The organism is Peribacillus sp. TH14 (assembly GCF_016651145.1).
GTDB lineage: Bacteria > Bacillota > Bacilli > Bacillales > DSM-1321 > Peribacillus > Peribacillus butanolivorans.
On the sequence record NZ_JAEKEK010000001.1, the window covers coordinates 1,638,792 to 1,662,280 of the forward strand.

Genomic DNA, 23,489 nt, shown 5'->3' on the forward strand with positions numbered 1-23,489 from the left:
AAAAAATTAATTGCCTTCTATCTATTATCTAGTTTTCAAGGAACAAAGAAGAAAGAATTCCATCACTACGTGATGAGATCTTTCGAATCTGAATGAATTACTCATTCAAAACTGAACAAAACAAAAGCGCTCTCGTATTTATCCTTAGAAAGGAGGTGATCCAGCCGCACCTTCCGATACGGCTACCTTGTTACGACTTCACCCCAATCATCTGTCCCACCTTAGGCGGCTGGCTCCATAAAGGTTACCTCACCGACTTCGGGTGTTACAAACTCTCGTGGTGTGACGGGCGGTGTGTACAAGGCCCGGGAACGTATTCACCGCGGCATGCTGATCCGCGATTACTAGCGATTCCGGCTTCATGTAGGCGAGTTGCAGCCTACAATCCGAACTGAGAATGGCTTTATGGGATTCGCTTACCTTCGCAGGTTTGCAGCCCTTTGTACCATCCATTGTAGCACGTGTGTAGCCCAGGTCATAAGGGGCATGATGATTTGACGTCATCCCCACCTTCCTCCGGTTTGTCACCGGCAGTCACCTTAGAGTGCCCAACTGAATGCTGGCAACTAAGATCAAGGGTTGCGCTCGTTGCGGGACTTAACCCAACATCTCACGACACGAGCTGACGACAACCATGCACCACCTGTCACTCTGTCCCCCGAAGGGGAACGCCCTATCTCTAGGGTTGTCAGAGGATGTCAAGACCTGGTAAGGTTCTTCGCGTTGCTTCGAATTAAACCACATGCTCCACCGCTTGTGCGGGCCCCCGTCAATTCCTTTGAGTTTCAGCCTTGCGGCCGTACTCCCCAGGCGGAGTGCTTAATGCGTTAGCTGCAGCACTAAAGGGCGGAAACCCTCTAACACTTAGCACTCATCGTTTACGGCGTGGACTACCAGGGTATCTAATCCTGTTTGCTCCCCACGCTTTCGCGCCTCAGTGTCAGTTACAGACCAGAAAGTCGCCTTCGCCACTGGTGTTCCTCCAAATCTCTACGCATTTCACCGCTACACTTGGAATTCCACTTTCCTCTTCTGTACTCAAGTTCCCCAGTTTCCAATGACCCTCCACGGTTGAGCCGTGGGCTTTCACATCAGACTTAAGGAACCACCTGCGCGCGCTTTACGCCCAATAATTCCGGACAACGCTTGCCACCTACGTATTACCGCGGCTGCTGGCACGTAGTTAGCCGTGGCTTTCTGGTTAGGTACCGTCAAGGTACCAGCAGTTACTCTGGTACTTGTTCTTCCCTAACAACAGAACTTTACGACCCGAAGGCCTTCTTCGTTCACGCGGCGTTGCTCCGTCAGACTTTCGTCCATTGCGGAAGATTCCCTACTGCTGCCTCCCGTAGGAGTCTGGGCCGTGTCTCAGTCCCAGTGTGGCCGATCACCCTCTCAGGTCGGCTACGCATCGTCGCCTTGGTGAGCCATTACCTCACCAACTAGCTAATGCGCCGCGGGCCCATCTATAAGTGACAGCTAGAGGCCGTCTTTCCATCTTCTCTCATGCGAGAAAAGAACGTATCCGGTATTAGCTCCGGTTTCCCGAAGTTATCCCAGTCTTATAGGCAGGTTGCCCACGTGTTACTCACCCGTCCGCCGCTAATCTCAGGGAGCAAGCTCCCATCGATTCGCTCGACTTGCATGTATTAGGCACGCCGCCAGCGTTCGTCCTGAGCCAGGATCAAACTCTCCGAAGAAATGTTTGACTTGCTCATTTTGCTTTTTGATAGTGTGTGCTCACTTTAAAAAATTAACGTTGGCGCTTTGTTTTGTTCAGTTTTCAAAGAGCAATTTCGCCGTCGTTCTTTCGAACAACTTGTTTATTCATCATAACACGCTATTGATTAGTTGTCAACTTCTGCGAAGTTTTTAACTTATTTTAAATCGCTGTTTTTTTCAGCGACCATTTCATCTTAACATTTTTATAATAAGAAGTCAATAGTTATTATTTCTTTTAGTAATCTACCAAAAGTGGATGAAGTTTTTTGTTTGTCGTACTTGGTGCTTATTTATATTAATCCTTTCCTACCTTAAAGTCAACTGATTTTTAGCTATGAATCTTTTTTCTTTTTTAATTCATTTATTAGATTATATAAAGGTGTTAACTTAGTATAAATGCTTGTTCTAGTAATAATTCAAACTATGGCTTTTCCTCTAAAGACATTTAAACCTTTCATGATTCTATTCTTAAAAAATCTAAATGTCCTCTCTCTAACTATTAGTCAGTAAAGTGAATTTCTAAAAACAAATCCTTCCGGAGGGCAATGACTAATCTAATTATCAGGGAATGATACATGAAAGATGCACTTGGAAGAAAGATAAAGTCGTGGTCATCTATATTCAATCAAAATCCATAATTAACTCACAAATAGTTATTGAATAGCTTCTATTACAATACCTCAATGTTCAAGCACACGTAAGAACCTAGCAAACCTGTTAAGGTTAATACAGACGCATTGGACATATTAAAGGATTCACCCAAAGAGGTGAAAGAGTCAAAACATTTTTATCAACAGATATCTACAGATAGACAATGAAACCAAAGAAAGTAGCTTTATCCTTTATATACGAATGTTAACAATTATTTTTATTAAAATAGTAAATTCCCCTCTTTACCTACTCTTTCTTAGAGAATGTGGAAAATGTAAAGCTTTTGTCTATTAATAGGCTCCAATCTACCATCGATACTGATGCTCGTACTGGATAAAAGTCTGAAACCAAGTTTTATGAAGCAAAAAAACACATTTATCCATGTCTGAAGAATCATTACTTGTGTTAGATTCAGTTCTAGTAAAAAAGCAGAGTGATGCATATTCAACCACTCATTGAACGAATCTTGAAAAATGAGTAAATATTAAAGAAATATTAGCTGATATCCTATATACATATTATCTAAATATTAGAAAAATATTTTTTTTACAAATTTACTGTCATGTACTATAATAAATTTATTTTAAAAGATTGAGGACAGACTTTTAATCATTATAAAAATAGTTGGGAGAGGGATTTATAAATGATTAATAAAAACACATCTTTGAGGATGCAAAGTATCGTTTTTATAGGTTTTATGGGGGTAGGTAAAACCACAATCGGACAAAAAGTAGCCAGGAAATTATATAGGGATTTTATTGATATAGATCAAGAAATTGAAAGAGAATTTAACATGCCCACCACAGAAATATTCAAGAAGTTTGGGGAAAAGACTTTCCGCGAAAAAGAAAAAAGTATGATTGATTACTTTAGCCAACAGCAATTGAAAATTATTTCCGTTGGTGGAGGGGCTTTTTTACAAGAGGATATACGAAAAATTTGTCTCTCTAATTGTATTGTGTTCTACCTTGACTTATCTTGGGAATATTGGAAAGAGAGAATAGGCTTGCTTATTGATAGTAGACCAGTGTTACAAAGTCGAAGCCTTGAAGAAATAGAAGAACTTTTTAATACTAGACAGGAAATTTACTCCTATCACCACTCAAAAGTGAATACGAATGACCTTGATGTTGAAGAAGTAGCAGATTATATTGTTGAATCATTGAAAGTGGCTTGGGATATTTACGAACCACTTAAGTAATTCCACTAGTTGATTGCCCAAGCCCTATAAAACCTAAGAAAAGAATAATAGAAAAGATGAAAAGAATACAGCGATAAGGGATACTCCCTCTTCCTGTAAACTAATCACCTTTTTTTTCTTTTTAGGAGGATTCTCTAATAATCAGTTCGGGGTTTAATATAATACGCTGTTGTTCATGATCAATATTCACCATTTTTTGGTGCAAAAGATTCGCAGCTTCTTTTCCCATACGTTGAGGAAATGAAGAAACAGTCGTTAACGGCGGATGATAGATTTCTGCAACTGGAACATTATCGAATCCTACGATGTCTATATCTTGACCAGGAATCAATCCTTTCATCCTTAACCCTTGCATAACGCCGAAAGCAATTAGGTCGCTAAAGCAAAAAATTGCTGTAGGGGGGTCAGGATTATTAAGGACTTTAAATACAGCCTCTAACCCTCCCTCTCGTGTCGGAGCACTATCTATCATTAACGATTCGTCAACTTCCAAGCCCGCTTTGGTAAGGGCTTCGCGATACCCCTCCATTCTCTCAATCCAAGTAGAAGATTCCCTAATCCCTCCAAGGAATGCAATCCTTTTATGTCCCTTTTCAATCAAATGATTAACAGCTATTCGGGCTCCTTCTGGATAGTTAATACCTACATAATCGCTATTTACTTCAGGTAATTCTCTAACAGCAAGAACAAATGGTGTGTCAATCTCATTTAATCGATTAATCGTTTCTTGTGTACTTTCAGAGACGGGACAAAGAATTAAGCCGCCTACTCTATGTTCCAACATAGTTGAAAGGAGTTGGTCTTGCTTCGTAACTGAATCAAATGTAGTTCCCAACAAGACCGTATATCCGACCTCTTCTAATGCATCGTGTACACCTATCAGGAATTCAGAAAAAAAAGTGTTTGAAATATCAGTAATAATTATTCCTACAGTATCGGAACTCTGCGACCTTAGATTTGCTGCAATTCTATCGTAAACGTAACCCAATTCACGCATGGACTTTAAAACCTTTTTTCGTGTTGCTTCCGAAATTCGAGGGTTATTACGAACGATAAGGGAAGCAGTGGACGTAGATACGCCAGCATGCTTCGCTACCTGTTGCAATGTGACTCGACCTTTTTTGGGTTGTTTCATCGTTCAATCACCATCTTGAGTGTATTTTTGATGTATTGATTATAATCATCAATTCTTACTATAATAATAATATAGTTGTAGTTATTATTATACCCATAATATAAATTGCTTTATTGTACATAGTTCAGTCACCGCTTATTAGTAATTTTAATGCTATATACACAGAAGTTTTCCCTATTCCTTACTATTGCAAAAAAAAACACCATCCTAATTCTTGAAGATGGAGTTTTGAGTAATCAGTCTCTTTTCCTTATTTAAGTATTATCGGATGTTTAGTTAATTTTTTATACCGATAATTCACAAAAACTGCAGCTAGAATCCCTAAAGTTGCGATAAAACAATCAAATAGGAATATATGCGATATATCTCCACTTTTAGCGATTAACCCTGTTGCGATGGGTAAGACAACACTCGCTAAACTAGAGGCAGTTGAAACGATTCCCGTTACAGTTCCTTTTTTCTTCCAGAAAAGCTCAGCCATTATTGCAATGGTTAATTGAAAAATTCCAGCTGTAGAAGCTCCAAGGAAAAAAGAGGTTACGCTTAGTACAAGTGGTGTATGAACGGTAAGAATAACAATGACAGCTATTAAAGTAATCATTGGATAAAGCAAAATGACCGTCACAGGTTTCAGCCATTTTTTCAACAAAACGGATAAAAGCAGAACAGAAATAAGGGATCCAACGCTATAATAGCTTAACAATTTAATCGAATTGGAAGCAGACATTCCAGCGACTTCTTGCCCAAAACTCGGTAACCAGATTTGCGAGACTGTAAACAAGGCAGTAGATGTAAAACCAATAATAATAAGCGCTAGCCCTTCTTTCCAGAATTCAGGTTCACTTATAAACTTACTCAATTGCAATTCGTCTTCTTTACTATTATGACCGTCTTGGATTTTTTGAAATGAAGTAAAAAACAAAAATATCATGTTTAAAAAATAGATAACCGCCGGTAATAAAAAAGCATACCCATAAAACAAATTGTTTTCAGAAAGAAACAAGATGATAAATGGTAAAACTGTTGCGCCAAGTGAAACAAAAGCCTTAACCATTACGCTTGCGGAACTAGCAGATTTCGGAAACATTTCTGTAAGCGCTGGATATGTCCCCGCATCCATGGCAGAGTTAGAAACACCCGCAAGTAACGCAAACACAAAGGCTATCTCATAAGTTGGAGAAAATGGAATCCCCACTAAAAAGAATAACATGACAATAGTTGAGACAATGATTAACGGTTTCCTTCCAAATCTATCTGACAATATTCCTGTTATACCATACGTAAGCAATCTTCCAATACCTATTGCAGCAATAAGATAACTGATGCCAGTTGAATCTGTATCCCACTGTTCTGTTAAAGCGACCATGTTCGAAGCGAGAATTATATTGACCATCCCTAATAGAAAATAGTTAATATACATCCCTGATGCCGCTTTAAAATACTGATATTTCATTAATTACCCCCCCATAGTAAATCACGATGTAATTTTTCTCCCATTAAAGAACACTAAAGTTTGAAAAAATGAAATCTCTAAAAAAACTTAATCTGATCTTTTAATTACTGTATTTTTTTATAAAAATACAGTTTTCAATCCCCATTATGATATCCCATAAAATTAAAAACAATTTTTCAAAAAAAGAGCTAAGAAAAACAGGAAGTACACTCCCTGTTTTTCTTAGCTCCGAGGTCTATTGCATTCATATGCTGTAAGTTCCTTAACACCAAACACTAAAAAACAATTGAGTTCAGCAGGGGTCGCAAAAAACCTCTATTACTATAAGCTGGAGAGCAACCTCCACAGTGGAAGCTTATTAATCTGCAAAAATTTGCTCTTTAATATAATCAACAGGCATTTGTTGACCTGTCCACAATTCAAATGCTAAAGCACCTTGCCAAAGCATCATTCCAAGACCATTAATCGCTGTAGCCCCGGCAGCTTCAGCTTGTTCCATAAGTTTTGATTTACGTGGAATGTACACAACGTCTGTAACAATTAAATCAGAGCGTAGCATTGATTCGTCTTGAATGACACTTAAGCCTTCAAGTGGTTTCATACCAACGCCTGTTCCATTTGCCAAAATATCACTAGTTTCGATTTCAGCTCTTAATTGTTCAAGGTTCTCAAGTGGATACACATTTGCTTTCACATTTAAGTGCTTCATATCTTCATTAATGATTCGTACGTTTTCTTCTGCTTGTGGGAAGAAAGCATCATCACGCGCAAAAATGCTAATTTCAGCAAGTCCTTCTAGTGCAGATTGAATAGCAATAGGTGTAGCAGCGCCACCAGAACCGATAAGAGTCATTTTTTTGCCTTTGATATCTATACCATGTTCTTTAAGGTTGCGAGTATATCCCATTCCATCCGTACTGTGACCGACGAATTTCCCATCAACATTGACAACTGTATTAACCGCTCCTGAAAATTTAGCACTGTCTGCCAATTCATCTAAGTGTGGAAGGATTTTCATTTTATTTGGCATTGATACATTAAAACCTTTTACATTTAATGCTCGCATTCCTTTTACAGCATCCTCCAATGATTCATTTCCAACTTCAAATGCTAAATAAGCACAGTTTAATCCTAATTTATCAAATGCTAAATTGTGCATAGCTGGTGATAAAGAGTGTCCGATAGGTGTTGCTAAAAGTCCTACTAATTCTGTTTTTCCATTAATACGTGCTAAACTTTCCATGATTCAATCCCCCTGATGTATGATTCATAAAATTTTAAATAAATTCTTTTTTGGAAGAAATCCAATGAATTAAATATTTTGATCAATAGTTTCTAAAACACTTCTTAATTGAGATACAGGAATTTGTCCAGGTGCCGATGCTTCTTTTCCAGCACCAAATGTACAAGCTGAACCAAATACCGCACCGGTTAACCGGCTAACCAGGCCTGTCCCCGACATAGACATGGTAATAAACGGACGATCCGCATATTTAGTTTTCATCGTGTGAGTTGCATCTAATAAAACAAGTAGATCGTCTACACTTTGAGGCATGACAGCAATTTTTGGAATATGAGCTCCATACTCCTGCATTTTACGCAGTCGGTAAATGATTTCTTCTTTTGCTGGTGTCTTATGGAAATCGTGGTTACACATAATTACGTATACACCATTTTCCTCAGCAACCTTTACAGTTGCCTTGACATCTGACTCTTCATAAAATAATTCTACATCCACAAGATCAATATTCTTTGTTCGAATCGCTGTATGAAGTAATTCAAAATAATATTGATCCGTAATTTCTTTGTTGCCACCTTCTTTATGACTTCTAAAAGTGAAAAGAAGAAGAGTACTCGGTAAGGCTTTTCTTAGTTTTGAAATCATTTCCGAAACGGAGTTTAAGCTTTCAACATGTTCATACACATCTACTCGCCACTCAATGATATCTGGCTCCAAAGATTTTACCGTTTCAACTTCTTGAAGTAGCTCTTCTTGAGTTGTCCCCATTAATGGAACAATAATCTTTGGAACGCCTTCTCCGATTTTAACGTTTTTGATGGTAATCGTTTGCATGGATTTTTCCCCTTTTTATCATCAGTGAGGGCTTTCGAACCTCACTGATGTTTGTTAGTAAAACCTGTAAAAGATTATGACCTGACTTATGACTTTTTTAAACAGATGGAACTTTAATCACCTTTTTATAACGATAGGCAACAAAAACAGCCAATAAAATACTAACGATTGCAATTCCAACATCAAACAAGAATACAGCAGTTAGACCTGCACTCTTAGAAATCATACCTGTAATGAATGGTATGATAATAAAAGCTGAACTAGCTGCAATGTTTACATAAGATGTAATGGTTCCTTTATTAGCTGGGAAGAATTCGGTAATAATTGTCATGGCCAATTGGAACACACCTGCAGTTGATAACCCAATAAAGAAAGCACTCAAAACAGTCATGAATGGTTGCTGAATATAAATAAGAGACAATAAAGATATTGCGGCAATTACCGGATAAATAATCATAACTGTTATAGGTTTTATTACTTTATTTAATAAAACTGCTAGTAAAATGACTGAAACAAGGGACCCAATGCTATAGTAACTAAGCAATTGAACAGATTTAGCCTGTGTTAGACCTAATACTTCTTGTCCAAATTTAGGGAGCCAAACTTGTACAAGCATGAATAGAGCAGTTGATGTAAAACCTAGAAGAATAACGGCCAATCCTTCTTGGCCAAACTTTGGTTTTGATAAAAATTGTGGTTCAGCTGTTTCAACTTTATCCTCACTTTGGATATCACTTGGAGTTTTATGATTCGGGAATGATACCCTAAGTAAGAAAAATCCATTAACAAGGTAAACAGCTGCCATCAAGAAGAATGTATATCCGTAAAATAGATCTCTAGCAATAAAAAACGCCATAATAAATGGAAGAATTGTTGCACCAATTGAAACAAAAGCTTTAATTAATACAGTTGCAGAGCCTGCTTTCTTTTGGAAAGCTTCAATAAGTGCAGGATACGTCCCTGCGTCTAAAAATGAGTTAGCGATACCAGCACATATTGCAAAAATAAATGCTAATGTATAGTTAGGAGCCAATGGTATTCCCACTAAGAAAATCAGGTAGATGAAAGACGCCGATACAACAAAAGGCTTCCTTCCTAATTTATCCGACAGTCTTCCAGCAAAAAACAGAGAAACTAACTTACCAATACCTATTGCTGAAACCAGGTAGCTAATTCCTGATGTACTCGTATTTAACTGGTTGGACAAATTCTCCATATTTGACCCAATGATGATGTTGATCATACCTAAAATAAAGTAACTAATATATAAACCTATTGCCATTTTTATATATGGATTTTTCATAAAACACACCCCTATGTTAGTTATTCAAAAGTTGTCAGAAATGCAACTTAGTTATTAAGCTCTTTCTTAAAGCTTCCCCCTTGCGCCACAGTATATTTAAGAAAACGAACGATAAATATAAGCTACTTTAATGCATTAGTATATCGTTCTACTTAAATTTTGATAATTAGTATATCGTTCTACTAATATTCAAATCAAAGTTAGTATATCGTTCTACTAAATACTTGAACTCCCCCGCAGAATTAATTGGGTCTAATGTTGTTCAAAATGAAATCAGTATGTCCAAATTAAATACGTAAACACACAGCTGTAATCCATGCCCTTTACTGGAGTTACTTACTTAACTACATTTAGTATATCGTTCTACTGAAGTTATTATACTGCGCTAATTAAATTGTGTCAAACTTATGAAACAGTCCCCTCTATTCATAAATTTGCATAGGCTAGGCATTTAATCTCTTTGCCTATTTCAAGGAAATTCTGTTTCTTTAAAGAATGCTTCTTTAAACTCTCTAAAACTCCATTCTTCGAGTTGATGATTATTCCTCAACACATTCTTAACCGAGTGAGCCCCACTTAAGGATGGTTTGTCTTCTATGGGCTCAGGACTCCGTATGTATAATTAAGTGTGTATTGTGACTAATTTTAACTCTAAATATGTTTTTCTCATATATTTTCTTTTATCAATATCTCAGTTACATAGGCGACAGAGCAGTGTGTTTCCACTCTACAGTGATAGATAAAAACCATTTACCCTTTGAAATTTTGGCACCTGCTATTTTAGGCTCTACTGGCTTTAAGGTCTAATATTGAATTCACAAATTTTTTATTGTAATAAAATCAGAATTTACCCTGAACCCCAGCATATATGTAATCCATGAAAAAATCGGGACTATTACCAACCATCAATTACTTAACCCATTAAATTTCTAAAGATTTTTTATTCGATACTCTTTCCCATTTTATAAACACAAAAAAAGACCAGCCAGAATGGCTGATCTTTTTGAATAGCTTGGCGGCGTCCTACTCTCACAGGGGGAAACCCCCAACTACCATCGGCGCTGAAGAGCTTAACTGCCGTGTTCGGAATGGGAACGGGTGTGACCTCTTCGCTATCGCCACCAAACAATAAAGGAACGTTGTTCCTTCAAAACTAGATAATAAGAAGGTATTTCATTTTTTAAAGCGTGGTTAAGTCCTCGATCTATTAGTATCAGTCAGCTCCACATGTCGCCACGCTTCCACCTCTGACCTATCAACCTGATCATCTTTCAGGGATCTTACTAGCTTGCGCTATGGGAAATCTCATCTCGAGGGGGGCTTCATGCTTAGATGCTTTCAGCACTTATCCCGTCCGCACGTAGCTACCCAGCTATGCCTTTGGCAAGACAACTGGTACACCAGCGGTGCGTCCATCCCGGTCCTCTCGTACTAAGGACAGCTCCTCTCAAATTTCCTGCGCCCGCGACGGATAGGGACCGAACTGTCTCACGACGTTCTGAACCCAGCTCGCGTACCGCTTTAATGGGCGAACAGCCCAACCCTTGGGACCGACTACAGCCCCAGGATGCGATGAGCCGACATCGAGGTGCCAAACCTCCCCGTCGATGTGGACTCTTGGGGGAGATAAGCCTGTTATCCCCGGGGTAGCTTTTATCCGTTGAGCGATGGCCCTTCCATGCGGAACCACCGGATCACTAAGCCCGACTTTCGTCCCTGCTCGACTTGTAGGTCTCGCAGTCAAGCTCCCTTGTGCCTTTACACTCTACGAATGATTTCCAACCATTCTGAGGGAACCTTTGGGCGCCTCCGTTACTCTTTAGGAGGCGACCGCCCCAGTCAAACTGCCCACCTGACACTGTCTCCCACCCCGATAAGGGGCGCGGGTTAGAATTTCAATACAGCCAGGGTAGTATCCCACCAACGCCTCCACCGAAGCTAGCGCTCCGGCTTCTCAGGCTCCTACCTATCCTGTACAAGCTGTACCAAAATTCAATATCAGGCTGCAGTAAAGCTCCACGGGGTCTTTCCGTCCTGTCGCGGGTAACCTGCATCTTCACAGGTACTATAATTTCACCGAGTCTCTCGTTGAGACAGTGCCCAGATCGTTACACCTTTCGTGCGGGTCGGAACTTACCCGACAAGGAATTTCGCTACCTTAGGACCGTTATAGTTACGGCCGCCGTTTACTGGGGCTTCGGTTCAAAGCTTCGCTTGCGCTAACCTCTCCCCTTAACCTTCCAGCACCGGGCAGGTGTCAGCCCCTATACTTCGCCTTGCGGCTTCGCAGAGACCTGTGTTTTTGCTAAACAGTCGCCTGGGCCTATTCACTGCGGCTTTTCTGGGCTATTCACCCTAAAAAGCACCCCTTCTCCCGAAGTTACGGGGTCATTTTGCCGAGTTCCTTAACGAGAGTTCTCTCGCACACCTTAGGATTCTCTCCTCGCCTACCTGTGTCGGTTTGCGGTACGGGCACCTTACATCTCACTAGAGGCTTTTCTTGGCAGCGTGGAATCAGGAACTTCGGTACTATATTTCCCTCGCCATCACAGCTCCGCCTTAATGGAAACGGGATTTGCCTCGTTTCCGGCCTAACTGCTTGGACGCGCATATCCAACAGCGCGCTTACCCTATCCTTCTGCGTCCCCCCATCGTTCAAACGATGTATAGGTGGTACAGGAATATCAACCTGTTGTCCATCGCCTACGCCTTTCGGCCTCGGCTTAGGTCCCGACTAACCCTGAGCGGACGAGCCTTCCTCAGGAAACCTTAGGCATTCGGTGGAAGGGATTCTCACCCTTCTTTCGCTACTCATACCGGCATTCTCACTTCTAAGCGCTCCACCAGTCCTTCCGGTCTGACTTCAACGCCCTTAGAACGCTCTCCTACCATCGACACCATACGGTGTCAATCCACAGCTTCGGTGATACGTTTAGCCCCGGTACATTTTCGGCGCGGAGTCACTCGACCAGTGAGCTATTACGCACTCTTTAAATGATGGCTGCTTCTGAGCCAACATCCTGGTTGTCTAAGCAACTCCACATCCTTTTCCACTTAACGTATACTTTGGGACCTTAGCTGGTGGTCTGGGCTGTTTCCCTTTCGACTACGGATCTTATCACTCGCAGTCTGACTCCCAAGAATAAGTATTTGGCATTCGGAGTTTGACTGAATTCGGTAACCCGTTGGGGGCCCCTAGTCCAATCAGTGCTCTACCTCCAATACTCTCATCTTGAGGCTAGCCCTAAAGCTATTTCGGAGAGAACCAGCTATCTCCAGGTTCGATTGGAATTTCTCCGCTACCCACACCTCATCCCCGCACTTTTCAACGTGCGTGGGTTCGGGCCTCCATTCAGTGTTACCTGAACTTCACCCTGGACATGGGTAGATCACCTGGTTTCGGGTCTACGACCTCATACTCATTCGCCCTATTCAGACTCGCTTTCGCTGCGGCTCCGTCTTATCAACTTAACCTCGCATGAAATCGTAACTCGCCGGTTCATTCTACAAAAGGCACGCCATTACCCATTAACGGGCTTTGACTACTTGTAGGCACACGGTTTCAGGATCTATTTCACTCCCCTTCCGGGGTGCTTTTCACCTTTCCCTCACGGTACTGGTTCACTATCGGTCACTAGGTAGTATTTAGCCTTGGGAGATGGTCCTCCCTGCTTCCGACGGGATTTCTCGTGTCCCGCCGTACTCAGGATCCACTCAGGAGGGAACGAAGTTTCAACTACAGGGTTTTTACCTTCTTTGACGGACCTTTCCAGATCACTTCATTTACCCCGTTCCTTTGTAACTCCATGTTGAGTGTCCTACAACCCCAAGAGGCAAGCCTCTTGGTTTGGGCTAATTCCGTTTCGCTCGCCGCTACTCAGGAAATCGCATTTGCTTTCTCTTCCTCCGGGTACTTAGATGTTTCAGTTCCCCGGGTCTGCCTTCAGTACCCTATGTATTCAGGTAAAGATACTGTTCCATTACGAACAGTGGGTTTCCCCATTCGGAAATCTCCGGATCAAAGCTTACTTACAGCTCCCCGAAGCATATCGGTGTTAGTCCCGTCCTTCATCGGCTCCTAGTGCCAAGGCATCCACCGTGCGCCCTTTCTAACTTAACCGTTAAAAAAGATCTTACTGATGCTTTGAAAAAATTAATTGCCTTCTATCTATTATCTAGTTTTCAAGGAACAAAGAAGAAAAAACTTCATCACAACGTGATGAGATCTTTCGAATCTGAATGAATTACTCATTCAAAACTGAACAAAACAAAAGCGCTCTCGTATTTATCCTTAGAAAGGAGGTGATCCAGCCGCACCTTCCGATACGGCTACCTTGTTACGACTTCACCCCAATCATCTGTCCCACCTTAGGCGGCTGGCTCCATAAAGGTTACCTCACCGACTTCGGGTGTTACAAACTCTCGTGGTGTGACGGGCGGTGTGTACAAGGCCCGGGAACGTATTCACCGCGGCATGCTGATCCGCGATTACTAGCGATTCCGGCTTCATGTAGGCGAGTTGCAGCCTACAATCCGAACTGAGAATGGCTTTATGGGATTCGCTTACCTTCGCAGGTTTGCAGCCCTTTGTACCATCCATTGTAGCACGTGTGTAGCCCAGGTCATAAGGGGCATGATGATTTGACGTCATCCCCACCTTCCTCCGGTTTGTCACCGGCAGTCACCTTAGAGTGCCCAACTGAATGCTGGCAACTAAGATCAAGGGTTGCGCTCGTTGCGGGACTTAACCCAACATCTCACGACACGAGCTGACGACAACCATGCACCACCTGTCACTCTGTCCCCCGAAGGGGAACGCCCTATCTCTAGGGTTGTCAGAGGATGTCAAGACCTGGTAAGGTTCTTCGCGTTGCTTCGAATTAAACCACATGCTCCACCGCTTGTGCGGGCCCCCGTCAATTCCTTTGAGTTTCAGCCTTGCGGCCGTACTCCCCAGGCGGAGTGCTTAATGCGTTAGTCTGCAAGACTAAAGGGCGGAAACCCTCTAACACTTAGCACTCATCGTTTACGGCGTGGACTACCAGGGTATCTAATCCTGTTTGCTCCCCACGCTTTCGCGCCTCAGTGTCAGTTACAGACCAGAAAGTCGCCTTCGCCACTGGTGTTCCTCCAAATCTCTACGCATTTCACCGCTACACTTGGAATTCCACTTTCCTCTTCTGCACTCAAGTTCCCCAGTTTCCAATGACCCTCCACGGTTGAGCCGTGGGCTTTCACATCAGACTTAAGGAACCACCTGCGCGCGCTTTACGCCCAATAATTCCGGACAACGCTTGCCACCTACGTATTACCGCGGTCGCTGGCACGTAGTTAGCCGTGGCTTTCTGGTTAGGTACCGTCAAGGTACCAGCAGTTACTCTGGTACTTGTTCTTCCCTAACAACAGAACTTTACGACCCGAAGGCCTTCTTCGTTCACGCGGCGTTGCTCCGTCAGACTTTCGTCCATTGCGGAAGATTCCCTACTGTCGCCTCCCGTAGGAGTCTGGGCCGTGTCTCAGTCCCAGTGTGGCCGATCACCCTCTCAGGTCGGCTACGCATCGTCGCCTTGGTGAGCCATTACCTCACCAACTAGCTAATGCGCCGCGGGCCCATCTATAAGTGACAGCAAAACCGTCTTTCCATCTTCTCTCATGCGAGAAAAGAACGTATCCGGTATTAGCTCCGGTTTCCCGAAGTTATCCCAGTCTTATAGGCAGGTTGCCCACGTGTTACTCACCCGTCCGCCGCTAATCTCAGGGAGCAAGCTCCCATCGATTCGCTCGACTTGCATGTATTAGGCACGCCGCCAGCGTTCGTCCTGAGCCAGGATCAAACTCTCCGAAGAAATGTTTGACTTGCTCATTTTGCTTTTTGATAGTGTGTGCTCACTTAAAAAAATTAACGTTGGCGCTTTGTTTTGTTCAGTTTTCAAAGAGCAATTTTATCGTCGTTCTTTCGAACAACTTGTTTATTCATCATAACACGCTATTGATTAGTTGTCAACTTCTGCGAAGTTTTTAACTTTTTTTAAATCGCTGTGTTTTTCAGCGACCATTTCATCTTAACATTTTCATAATAAGAAGTCAACAGTTATTATTTCTTTTAGTAATCTACCAAAAGTGGATGAAGTTTTTTGTTTGTCGTACTTGGTGCTTATTTATATTAATCCTTTCCTACCTTAAAGTCAACACATTATATATAAAAAAATCATTTTTATTTTAAGCTCCATTAAGAATGCCCTTTATTAAGAAGAAACAATACCTATATTAGGTTCGTAAAAGTGTTTATCTATCGTGTTAAGTTAAACTTTTCAGAAACAAGATCAATAAAAAGTCTTCTTATTAAGTTTAACAGCTCCTGGGGTAAGCTAGTCTTGCCCTTATGATTCCCACTTGTATTCTGACCTTATAAAAGTCTTTATTTTTTTGCTAGATACTCTTTTCAAATTATATAAACGCAAAAAAAGACCAGCCAGAATGGCTGATCTTTTCAAAATGGCTTGGCGGCGTCCTACTCTCACAGGGGGAAACCCCCAACTACCATCGGCGCTGAAGAGCTTAACTGCCGTGTTCGGAATGGGAACGGGTGTGACCTCTTCGCTATCGCCACCAAACAATAAAGGAACGTTGTTCCTTCAAAACTAGATAATAAGAAGGTATTTCATTTTTTAAAGCGTGGTTAAGTCCTCGATCTATTAGTATCAGTCAGCTCCACATGTCGCCACGCTTCCACCTCTGACCTATCAACCTGATCATCTTTCAGGGATCTTACTAGCTTGCGCTATGGGAAATCTCATCTCGAGGGGGCTTCATGCTTAGATGCTTTCAGCACTTATCCCGTCCGCACGTAGCTACCCAGCTATGCCTTTGGCAAGACAACTGGTACACCAGCGGTGCGTCCATCCCGGTCCTCTCGTACTAAGGACAGCTCCTCTCAAATTTCCTGCGCCCGCGACGGATAGGGACCGAACTGTCTCACGACGTTCTGAACCCAGCTCGCGTACCGCTTTAATGGGCGAACAGCCCAACCCTTGGGACCGACTACAGCCCCAGGATGCGATGAGCCGACATCGAGGTGCCAAACCTCCCCGTCGATGTGGACTCTTGGGGGAGATAAGCCTGTTATCCCCGGGGTAGCTTTTATCCGTTGAGCGATGGCCCTTCCATGCGGAACCACCGGATCACTAAGCCCGACTTTCGTCCCTGCTCGACTTGTAGGTCTCGCAGTCAAGCTCCCTTGTGCCTTTACACTCTACGAATGATTTCCAACCATTCTGAGGGAACCTTTGGGCGCCTCCGTTACTCTTTAGGAGGCGACCGCCCCAGTCAAACTGCCCACCTGACACTGTCTCCCACCCCGATAAGGGGCGCGGGTTAGAATTTCAATACAGCCAGGGTAGTATCCCACCAACGCCTCCACCGAAGCTAGCGCTCCGGCTTCTCAGGCTCCTACCTATCCTGTACAAGCTGTACCAAAATTCAATATCAGGCTGCAGTAAAGCTCCACGGGGTCTTTCCGTCCTGTCGCGGGTAACCTGCATCTTCACAGGTACTATAATTTCACCGAGTCTCTCGTTGAGACAGTGCCCAGATCGTTACACCTTTCGTGCGGGTCGGAACTTACCCGACAAGGAATTTCGCTACCTTAGGACCGTTATAGTTACGGCCGCCGTTTACTGGGGCTTCGGTTCAAAGCTTCGCTTGCGCTAACCTCTCCCCTTAACCTTCCAGCACCGGGCAGGTGTCAGCCCCTATACTTCGCCTTGCGGCTTCGCAGAGACCTGTGTTTTTGCTAAACAGTCGCCTGGGCCTATTCACTGCGGCTTTTCCGGGCTATTCACCCTAAAAAGCACCCCTTCTCCCGAAGTTACGGGGTCATTTTGCCGAGTTCCTTAACGAGAGTTCTCTCGCACACCTTAGGATTCTCTCCTCGCCTACCTGTGTCGGTTTGCGGTACGGGCACCTTACATCTCACTAGAGGCTTTTCTTGGCGACTGTGGAATCAGGAACTTCGGTACTATATTTCCCTCGCCATCACAGCTCCGCCTTAATGGAAACGGGATTTGCCTCGTTTCCGGCCTAACTGCTTGGACGCGCATATCCAACAGCGCGCTTACCCTATCCTTCTGCGTCCCCCCATCGTTCAAACGATGTATAGGTGGTACAGGAATATCAACCTGTTGTCCATCGCCTACGCCTTTCGGCCTCGGCTTAGGTCCCGACTAACCCTGAGCGGACGAGCCTTCCTCAGGAAACCTTAGGCATTCGGTGGAAGGGATTCTCACCCTTCTTTCGCTACTCATACCGGCATTCTCACTTCTAAGCGCTCCACCAGTCCTTCCGGTCTGACTTCAACGCCCTTAGAACGCTCTCCTACCATCGACACCATACGGTGTCAATCCACAGCTTCGGTGATACGTTTAGCCCCGGTACATTTTCGGCGCGGAGTCACTCGACCAGTGAGCTATTACGCACTCTTTAAATGATGGCTGCTTCTGAGCCAACATCCTGGTTGTCTAAGCAACTCCACATCCTTTTCCACTTAACGTATACTTTGGGACCTTAGCTGGTGGTCTGGGCTGTTTCCCTTTCGACTACGGATCTTATCACTCGCAGTCTGACTCCCAAGAATAAGTATTTGGCATTCGGAGTTTGACTGAATTCGGTAACCCGTTGGGGGCCCCTAGTCCAATCAGTGCTCTACCTCCAATACTCTCATCTTGAGGCTAGCCCTAAAGCTATTTCGGAGAGAACCAGCTATCTCCAGGTTCGATTGGAATTTCTCCGCTACCCACACCTCATCCCCGCACTTTTCAACGTGCGTGGGTTCGGGCCTCCATTCAGTGTTACCTGAACTTCACCCTGGACATGGGTAGATCACCTGGTTTCGGGTCTACGACCTCATACTCATTCGCCCTATTCAGACTCGCTTTCGTCGCGGCTCCGTCTTATCAACTTAACCTCGCATGAAATCGTAACTCGCCGGTTCATTCTACAAAAGGCACGCCATTACCCATTAACGGGCTTTGACTACTTGTAGGCACACGGTTTCAGGATCTATTTCACTCCCCTTCCGGGGTGCTTTTCACCTTTCCCTCACGGTACTGGTTCACTATCGGTCACTAGGTAGTATTTAGCCTTGGGAGATGGTCCTCCCTGCTTCCGACGGGATTTCTCGTGTCCCGCCGTACTCAGGATCCACTCAGGAGGGAACGAAGTTTCAACTACAGGGTTTTTACCTTCTTTGACGGACCTTTCCAGATCACTTCATTTACCCCGTTCCTTTGTAACTCCATGTTGAGTGTCCTACAACCCCAAGAGGCAAGCCTCTTGGTTTGGGCTAATTCCGTTTCGCTCGCCGCTACTCAGGAAATCGCATTTGCTTTCTCTTCCTCCGGGTACTTAGATGTTTCAGTTCCCCGGGTCTGCCTTCAGTACCCTATGTATTCAGGTAAAGATACTGTTCCATTACGAACAGTGGGTTTCCCCATTCGGAAATCTCCGGATCAAAGCTTACTTACAGCTCCCCGAAGCATATCGGTGTTAGTCCCGTCCTTCATCGGCTCCTAGTGCCAAGGCATCCACCGTGCGCCCTTTCTAACTTAACCGTTAAAAAAGATCTTACTGATGCTTTGAAAAAATTAATTGCCTTCTATCTATTATCTAGTTTTCAAGGAACAAAGAAGAAAAAACTTCATCACAACGTGATGAGATCTTTCGAATCTGAATGAATTACTCATTCAAAACTGAACAAAACAAAAGCGCTCTCGTATTTATCCTTAGAAAGGAGGTGATCCAGCCGCACCTTCCGATACGGCTACCTTGTTACGACTTCACCCCAATCATCTGTCCCACCTTAGGCGGCTGGCTCCATAAAGGTTACCTCACCGACTTCGGGTGTTACAAACTCTCGTGGTGTGACGGGCGGTGTGTACAAGGCCCGGGAACGTATTCACCGCGGCATGCTGATCCGCGATTACTAGCGATTCCGGCTTCATGTAGGCGAGTTGCAGCCTACAATCCGAACTGAGAATGGCTTTATGGGATTCGCTTACCTTCGCAGGTTTGCGACCCTTTGTACCATCCATTGTAGCACGTGTGTAGCCCAGGTCATAAGGGGCATGATGATTTGACGTCATCCCCACCTTCCTCCGGTTTGTCACCGGCAGTCACCTTAGAGTGCCCAACTGAATGCTGGCAACTAAGATCAAGGGTTGCGCTCGTTGCGGGACTTAACCCAACATCTCACGACACGAGCTGACGACAACCATGCACCACCTGTCACTCTGTCCCCCGAAGGGGAACGCCCTATCTCTAGGGTTGTCAGAGGATGTCAAGACCTGGTAAGGTTCTTCGCGTTGCTTCGAATTAAACCACATGCTCCACCGCTTGTGCGGGCCCCCGTCAATTCCTTTGAGTTTCAGCCTTGCGGCCGTACTCCCCAGGCGGAGTGCTTAATGCGTTAGTCTGCAACGACTAAAGGGCGGAAACCCTCTAACACTTAGCACTCATCGTTTACGGCGTGGACTACCAGGGTATCTAATCCTGTTTGCTCCCCACGCTTTCGCGCCTCAGTGTCAGTTACAGACCAGAAAGTCGCCTTCGCCACTGGTGTTCCTCCAAATCTCTACGCATTTCACCGCTACACTTGGAATTCCACTTTCCTCTTCTGCACTCAAGTTCCCCAGTTTCCAATGACCCTCCACGGTTGAGCCGTGGGCTTTCACATCAGACTTAAGGAACCACCTGCGCGCGCTTTACGCCCAATAATTCCGGACAACGCTTGCCACCTACGTATTACCGCGGCTGCTGGCACGTAGTTAGCCGTGGCTTTCTGGTTAGGTACCGTCAAGGTACCAGCAGTTACTCTGGTACTTGTTCTTCCCTAACAACAGAACTTTACGACCCGAAGGCCTTCTTCGTTCACGCGGCGTTGCTCCGTCAGACTTTCGTCCATTGCGGAAGATTCCCTACTGCTGCCTCCCGTAGGAGTCTGGGCCGTGTCTCAGTCCCAGTGTGGCCGATCACCCTCTCAGGTCGGCTACGCATCGTCGCCTTGGTGAGCCATTACCTCACCAACTAGCTAATGCGCCGCGGGCCCATCTATAAGTGACAGCGTAAACCGTCTTTCCATCTTCTCTCATGCGAGAAAAGAACGTATCCGGTATTAGCTCCGGTTTCCCGAAGTTATCCCAGTCTTATAGGCAGGTTGCCCACGTGTTACTCACCCGTCCGCCGCTAATCTCAGGGAGCAAGCTCCCATCGATTCGCTCGACTTGCATGTATTAGGCACGCCGCCAGCGTTCGTCCTGAGCCAGGATCAAACTCTCCGAAGAAATGTTTGACTTGCTCATTTTGCTTTTGATAGTGTGTGCTCACTTTAAAAATTAACGTTGGCGCTTTGTTTTGTTCAGTTTTCAAAGAGCAATATGTTCGCCGCTCTGTTAGCGACTTTATTATCATAACACCTTTCAAACAACATGTCAACAACAAGTTTCATCTTTTTTCTTTCTTGTCGTCGTTGTCTCAAGCGGTGTATTTAATATACTAGCACCTGCATACAGACAAGTCAATTTAATTTTGGATATTTCTTCATTTTATTTCATTGACTCTCATCTTCTTCTATATATAATGAAAATCCATATCATTCTTTATAGGTAAATAGGTTAAACTATCGGGTTTTTATCTCCTATCTTTCATCTTAACCTTAAAGACTTATCCTGTTAATCTGGATAAATTGAAACAGGGGGCAACTTATTACTGTTGCCCCCTGTTCCATAACCCTTATTTATTGAAAGAAATAATGTTAGCTTCTTCTTTATCTACTTTTCCACTCTTTTCAATCTTCACGCTTTCTCCTTCAGAAAGGTTGGTAAAGACGATTGGCGTGATTATAGAAGTGGCATTATTTTTGACATACTCAATATCCACTTTAAGTAATGGCTGTCCGCTTGTCACCTTATCTCCTTGAGCGACAAGTGCTTCGAAGCCTTTACCTTCTAATTTAACTGTATCTATTCCCACATGTATTAAGATTTCACGTCCCGCATCAGAAACAATGCCTATTGCATGTTTAGTCGGGAACAGATTAACGATCGTTCCATCTACAGGTGAAACAACTAACCCATCCTCCGGTACGATTGCAAAGCCGTCACCCATCATTTTTTCAGCAAAAACCGCGTCAGGCACCTCGGTAATCGGTTTGATTTCTCCTTTAATAGGTGAAATAAAACCCTCAGAACCAGTATCTGTCCGTAATGGTTTTGGAACAATGTCCTCAATTTGATCCTCTACACCCTTTTCAGGAGACACTTCAACTTTACGAGGTCTTTTTCCATCAATTATATCTTTCATTTGTCCTTTAATTGTTTCAGAACGAGGACCGAAGATGGCCTGGATGTTATTCCCTACTTCTAGTACCCCTGCCGCACCAAGTTTCTTCAATCTATTTTTATCAACGTTATCAATGTTATTTACTGACACACGCAGGCGGGTGATACATGCATCTAAGTGAGCGATGTTTTCTTTTCCGCCCATTGCATCTAAGATATCTCCAGGAAGACTTCCAGCTGTACTTGTAGACCCTTCTTCTTCATCCTCTTCTTCCACTTCACGACCAGGAGTTTTAAGATTAAACTTCCGAATCGCAAATCGGAATCCAAAGTAATAGATAAGCGCAAAGACTAATCCAACCGGAATAACAATCCAAGCATTCGTTTGAGGATTAATCAAACCGAACAGTACGTAGTCGATTAAACCACCTGAGAACGTCATCCCGATTTTCACATCTAGTAAATGCATAGTCATGAAAGAAAGACCAGCAAACACACAATGAATACCGAAAAGTATCGGTGCTACAAATAAGAATGCAAATTCAAGTGGTTCTGTAATCCCAGTCAAGAACGATGTAAGTGCAGCCGAAGCCATCAAGCCACCGACTATTTTCCTTCGTTCTGGTCGAGCTTCATGATAAATAGCTAAAGCAGCTGCTGGCAACCCGAACATCATAAATGGATATTTACCAGTCATGAAGGTACCAGCTGTTAAATTCTGTACTCCATCTTTAATTTGAGCCATGAAGATGGCTTGGTCCCCTCTGACTGGATTCCCACCAGCTTGAGGGATATAGCTGCCAAATTCAAACCAGAATGGGGAATAGAAAATATGATGCAATCCAAACGGAATTAACGCCCGTTCTACCACTCCGAACACGAATGCTCCAAGAGTTAGGTTAGCACCCAACATATTTTCCGAAAATGCATTTAACCCTGATTGTATCGTCGGCCAAACCAAAATCATCAACAACCCAAGTACAACTGCGCTTGCAGCTGTTACAATGGGTACAAAACGTTTACCGGCAAAGAATCCTAAATAAGAAGGAAGTTCAATTTCATAAAATTTATTATACATTATTGCAGCCATGACACCGACAATAATACCGCCGAAGACGCCCGTTCCCAAAGTTGGAATTCCAAGAACATTGCTATACACAGCACCATTGTTCTCAATGTCAGCAGCATCAATTCCAAGTACCGTTCCCATTGTTACATTCATAATCAAGAACCCGATGATCGCTGCCAGCCCGGCAACACCATCTCCACCAGCTAACCCAATTGCGACCCCCACAGCAAACAATAGCGGAAGATTTCCAAAAATAATATTTCCGGCATTCTCCATAACCGATGCGACCATTTCTACTCCACCACTTGCAAGAAACGGAGCGATATCCAACAAAGTTTCGTTTTGCAATGCATTACCAAACGCGAGCAAAATTCCGGCCGCTGGTAAAATTGCCACAGGAAGCATCAAAGCTTTTCCGATTTTTTGCAAAACACCAAACAACTTCTTAAACATAGGTTTTCCTCCTCTATACTGTTTTTAGGCTAATAAAAACGTTTACATTATAATGACTGAATTCATCCTCTTATGTGTCTGATTTTGGAATACAAA

At 43.5% G+C, this 23,489-nt stretch carries 7 protein-coding genes and 7 rRNA genes; 1 reads left to right on the forward strand and 13 read right to left on the reverse strand.

Features of this window, described 5'->3' with window-relative positions:
- Nucleotides 1-148: 148 nt before the first annotated feature.
- Nucleotides 149-1,700: ribosomal RNA gene (locus JFU50_RS07995) — 16S ribosomal RNA — on the reverse strand.
- Between the two features lie 1,316 nt (nucleotides 1,701-3,016).
- On the opposite strand from JFU50_RS07995, the gene JFU50_RS08000 reads away from it, so the two are divergent.
- Nucleotides 3,017-3,574: a shikimate kinase gene (locus JFU50_RS08000; protein ID WP_201183247.1), complete on the forward strand. Its 558-nt coding sequence runs from the start codon at nucleotides 3,017-3,019 to the stop codon at nucleotides 3,572-3,574.
- 121 nt (nucleotides 3,575-3,695) lie between these two features.
- Here the strand turns inward: JFU50_RS08000 and JFU50_RS08005 are convergent, their stop codons facing one another.
- The 12 genes from JFU50_RS08005 to ptsG all read right to left on the reverse strand — a co-directional run bounded on the left by JFU50_RS08005 (nucleotide 3,696) and on the right by ptsG (nucleotide 23,393).
- Nucleotides 3,696-4,709, reverse strand: coding sequence for a LacI family DNA-binding transcriptional regulator (locus tag JFU50_RS08005; protein ID WP_201222351.1), 1,014 nt, complete (start codon nucleotides 4,707-4,709; stop codon nucleotides 3,696-3,698).
- 250 nt (nucleotides 4,710-4,959) lie between these two features.
- Nucleotides 4,960-6,162: an MFS transporter gene (locus JFU50_RS08010; protein WP_201222353.1), complete on the reverse strand. Its 1,203-nt coding sequence runs from the start codon at nucleotides 6,160-6,162 to the stop codon at nucleotides 4,960-4,962.
- A gap of 358 nt (nucleotides 6,163-6,520) precedes the next feature.
- Nucleotides 6,521-7,405, reverse strand: coding sequence for a quinate/shikimate dehydrogenase (locus JFU50_RS08015; RefSeq protein WP_098178045.1), 885 nt, complete (start codon nucleotides 7,403-7,405; stop codon nucleotides 6,521-6,523).
- A 69-nt stretch (nucleotides 7,406-7,474) separates the two neighbouring features.
- Nucleotides 7,475-8,236 carry a type I 3-dehydroquinate dehydratase gene (gene aroD, locus JFU50_RS08020; RefSeq protein WP_116821329.1) on the reverse strand — a complete coding sequence of 254 codons (762 nt, stop codon included), beginning with the start codon at nucleotides 8,234-8,236 and terminating at the stop codon, nucleotides 7,475-7,477.
- Nucleotides 8,237-8,333: 97 nt separating this feature from the next.
- Nucleotides 8,334-9,539, reverse strand: coding sequence for an MFS transporter (locus tag JFU50_RS08025; RefSeq protein WP_201222354.1), 1,206 nt, complete (start codon nucleotides 9,537-9,539; stop codon nucleotides 8,334-8,336).
- 1,010 nt (nucleotides 9,540-10,549) lie between these two features.
- A 5S ribosomal RNA gene (gene rrf, locus JFU50_RS08030) occupies nucleotides 10,550-10,665 on the reverse strand.
- A gap of 61 nt (nucleotides 10,666-10,726) precedes the next feature.
- Nucleotides 10,727-13,659, reverse strand: a 23S ribosomal RNA gene (locus tag JFU50_RS08035).
- Nucleotides 13,660-13,834: 175 nt separating this feature from the next.
- Nucleotides 13,835-15,385 (reverse strand): 16S ribosomal RNA (locus JFU50_RS08040).
- A 652-nt stretch (nucleotides 15,386-16,037) separates the two neighbouring features.
- Nucleotides 16,038-16,153 (reverse strand): 5S ribosomal RNA (gene rrf / locus JFU50_RS08045).
- Nucleotides 16,154-16,214: 61 nt separating this feature from the next.
- Nucleotides 16,215-19,147 (reverse strand): 23S ribosomal RNA (locus JFU50_RS08050).
- Nucleotides 19,148-19,322: 175 nt separating this feature from the next.
- Nucleotides 19,323-20,875: ribosomal RNA gene (locus tag JFU50_RS08055) — 16S ribosomal RNA — on the reverse strand.
- The 16S, 23S and 5S rRNA genes sit together here, the layout of an rRNA operon.
- Before the next feature lie 448 nt (nucleotides 20,876-21,323).
- Nucleotides 21,324-23,393 (reverse strand): glucose-specific PTS transporter subunit IIBC, encoded by a 2,070-nt coding sequence (gene ptsG / locus JFU50_RS08060; protein ID WP_201222355.1) that lies wholly within the window; start codon nucleotides 23,391-23,393, stop codon nucleotides 21,324-21,326.
- Nucleotides 23,394-23,489 lie beyond the last annotated feature (96 nt).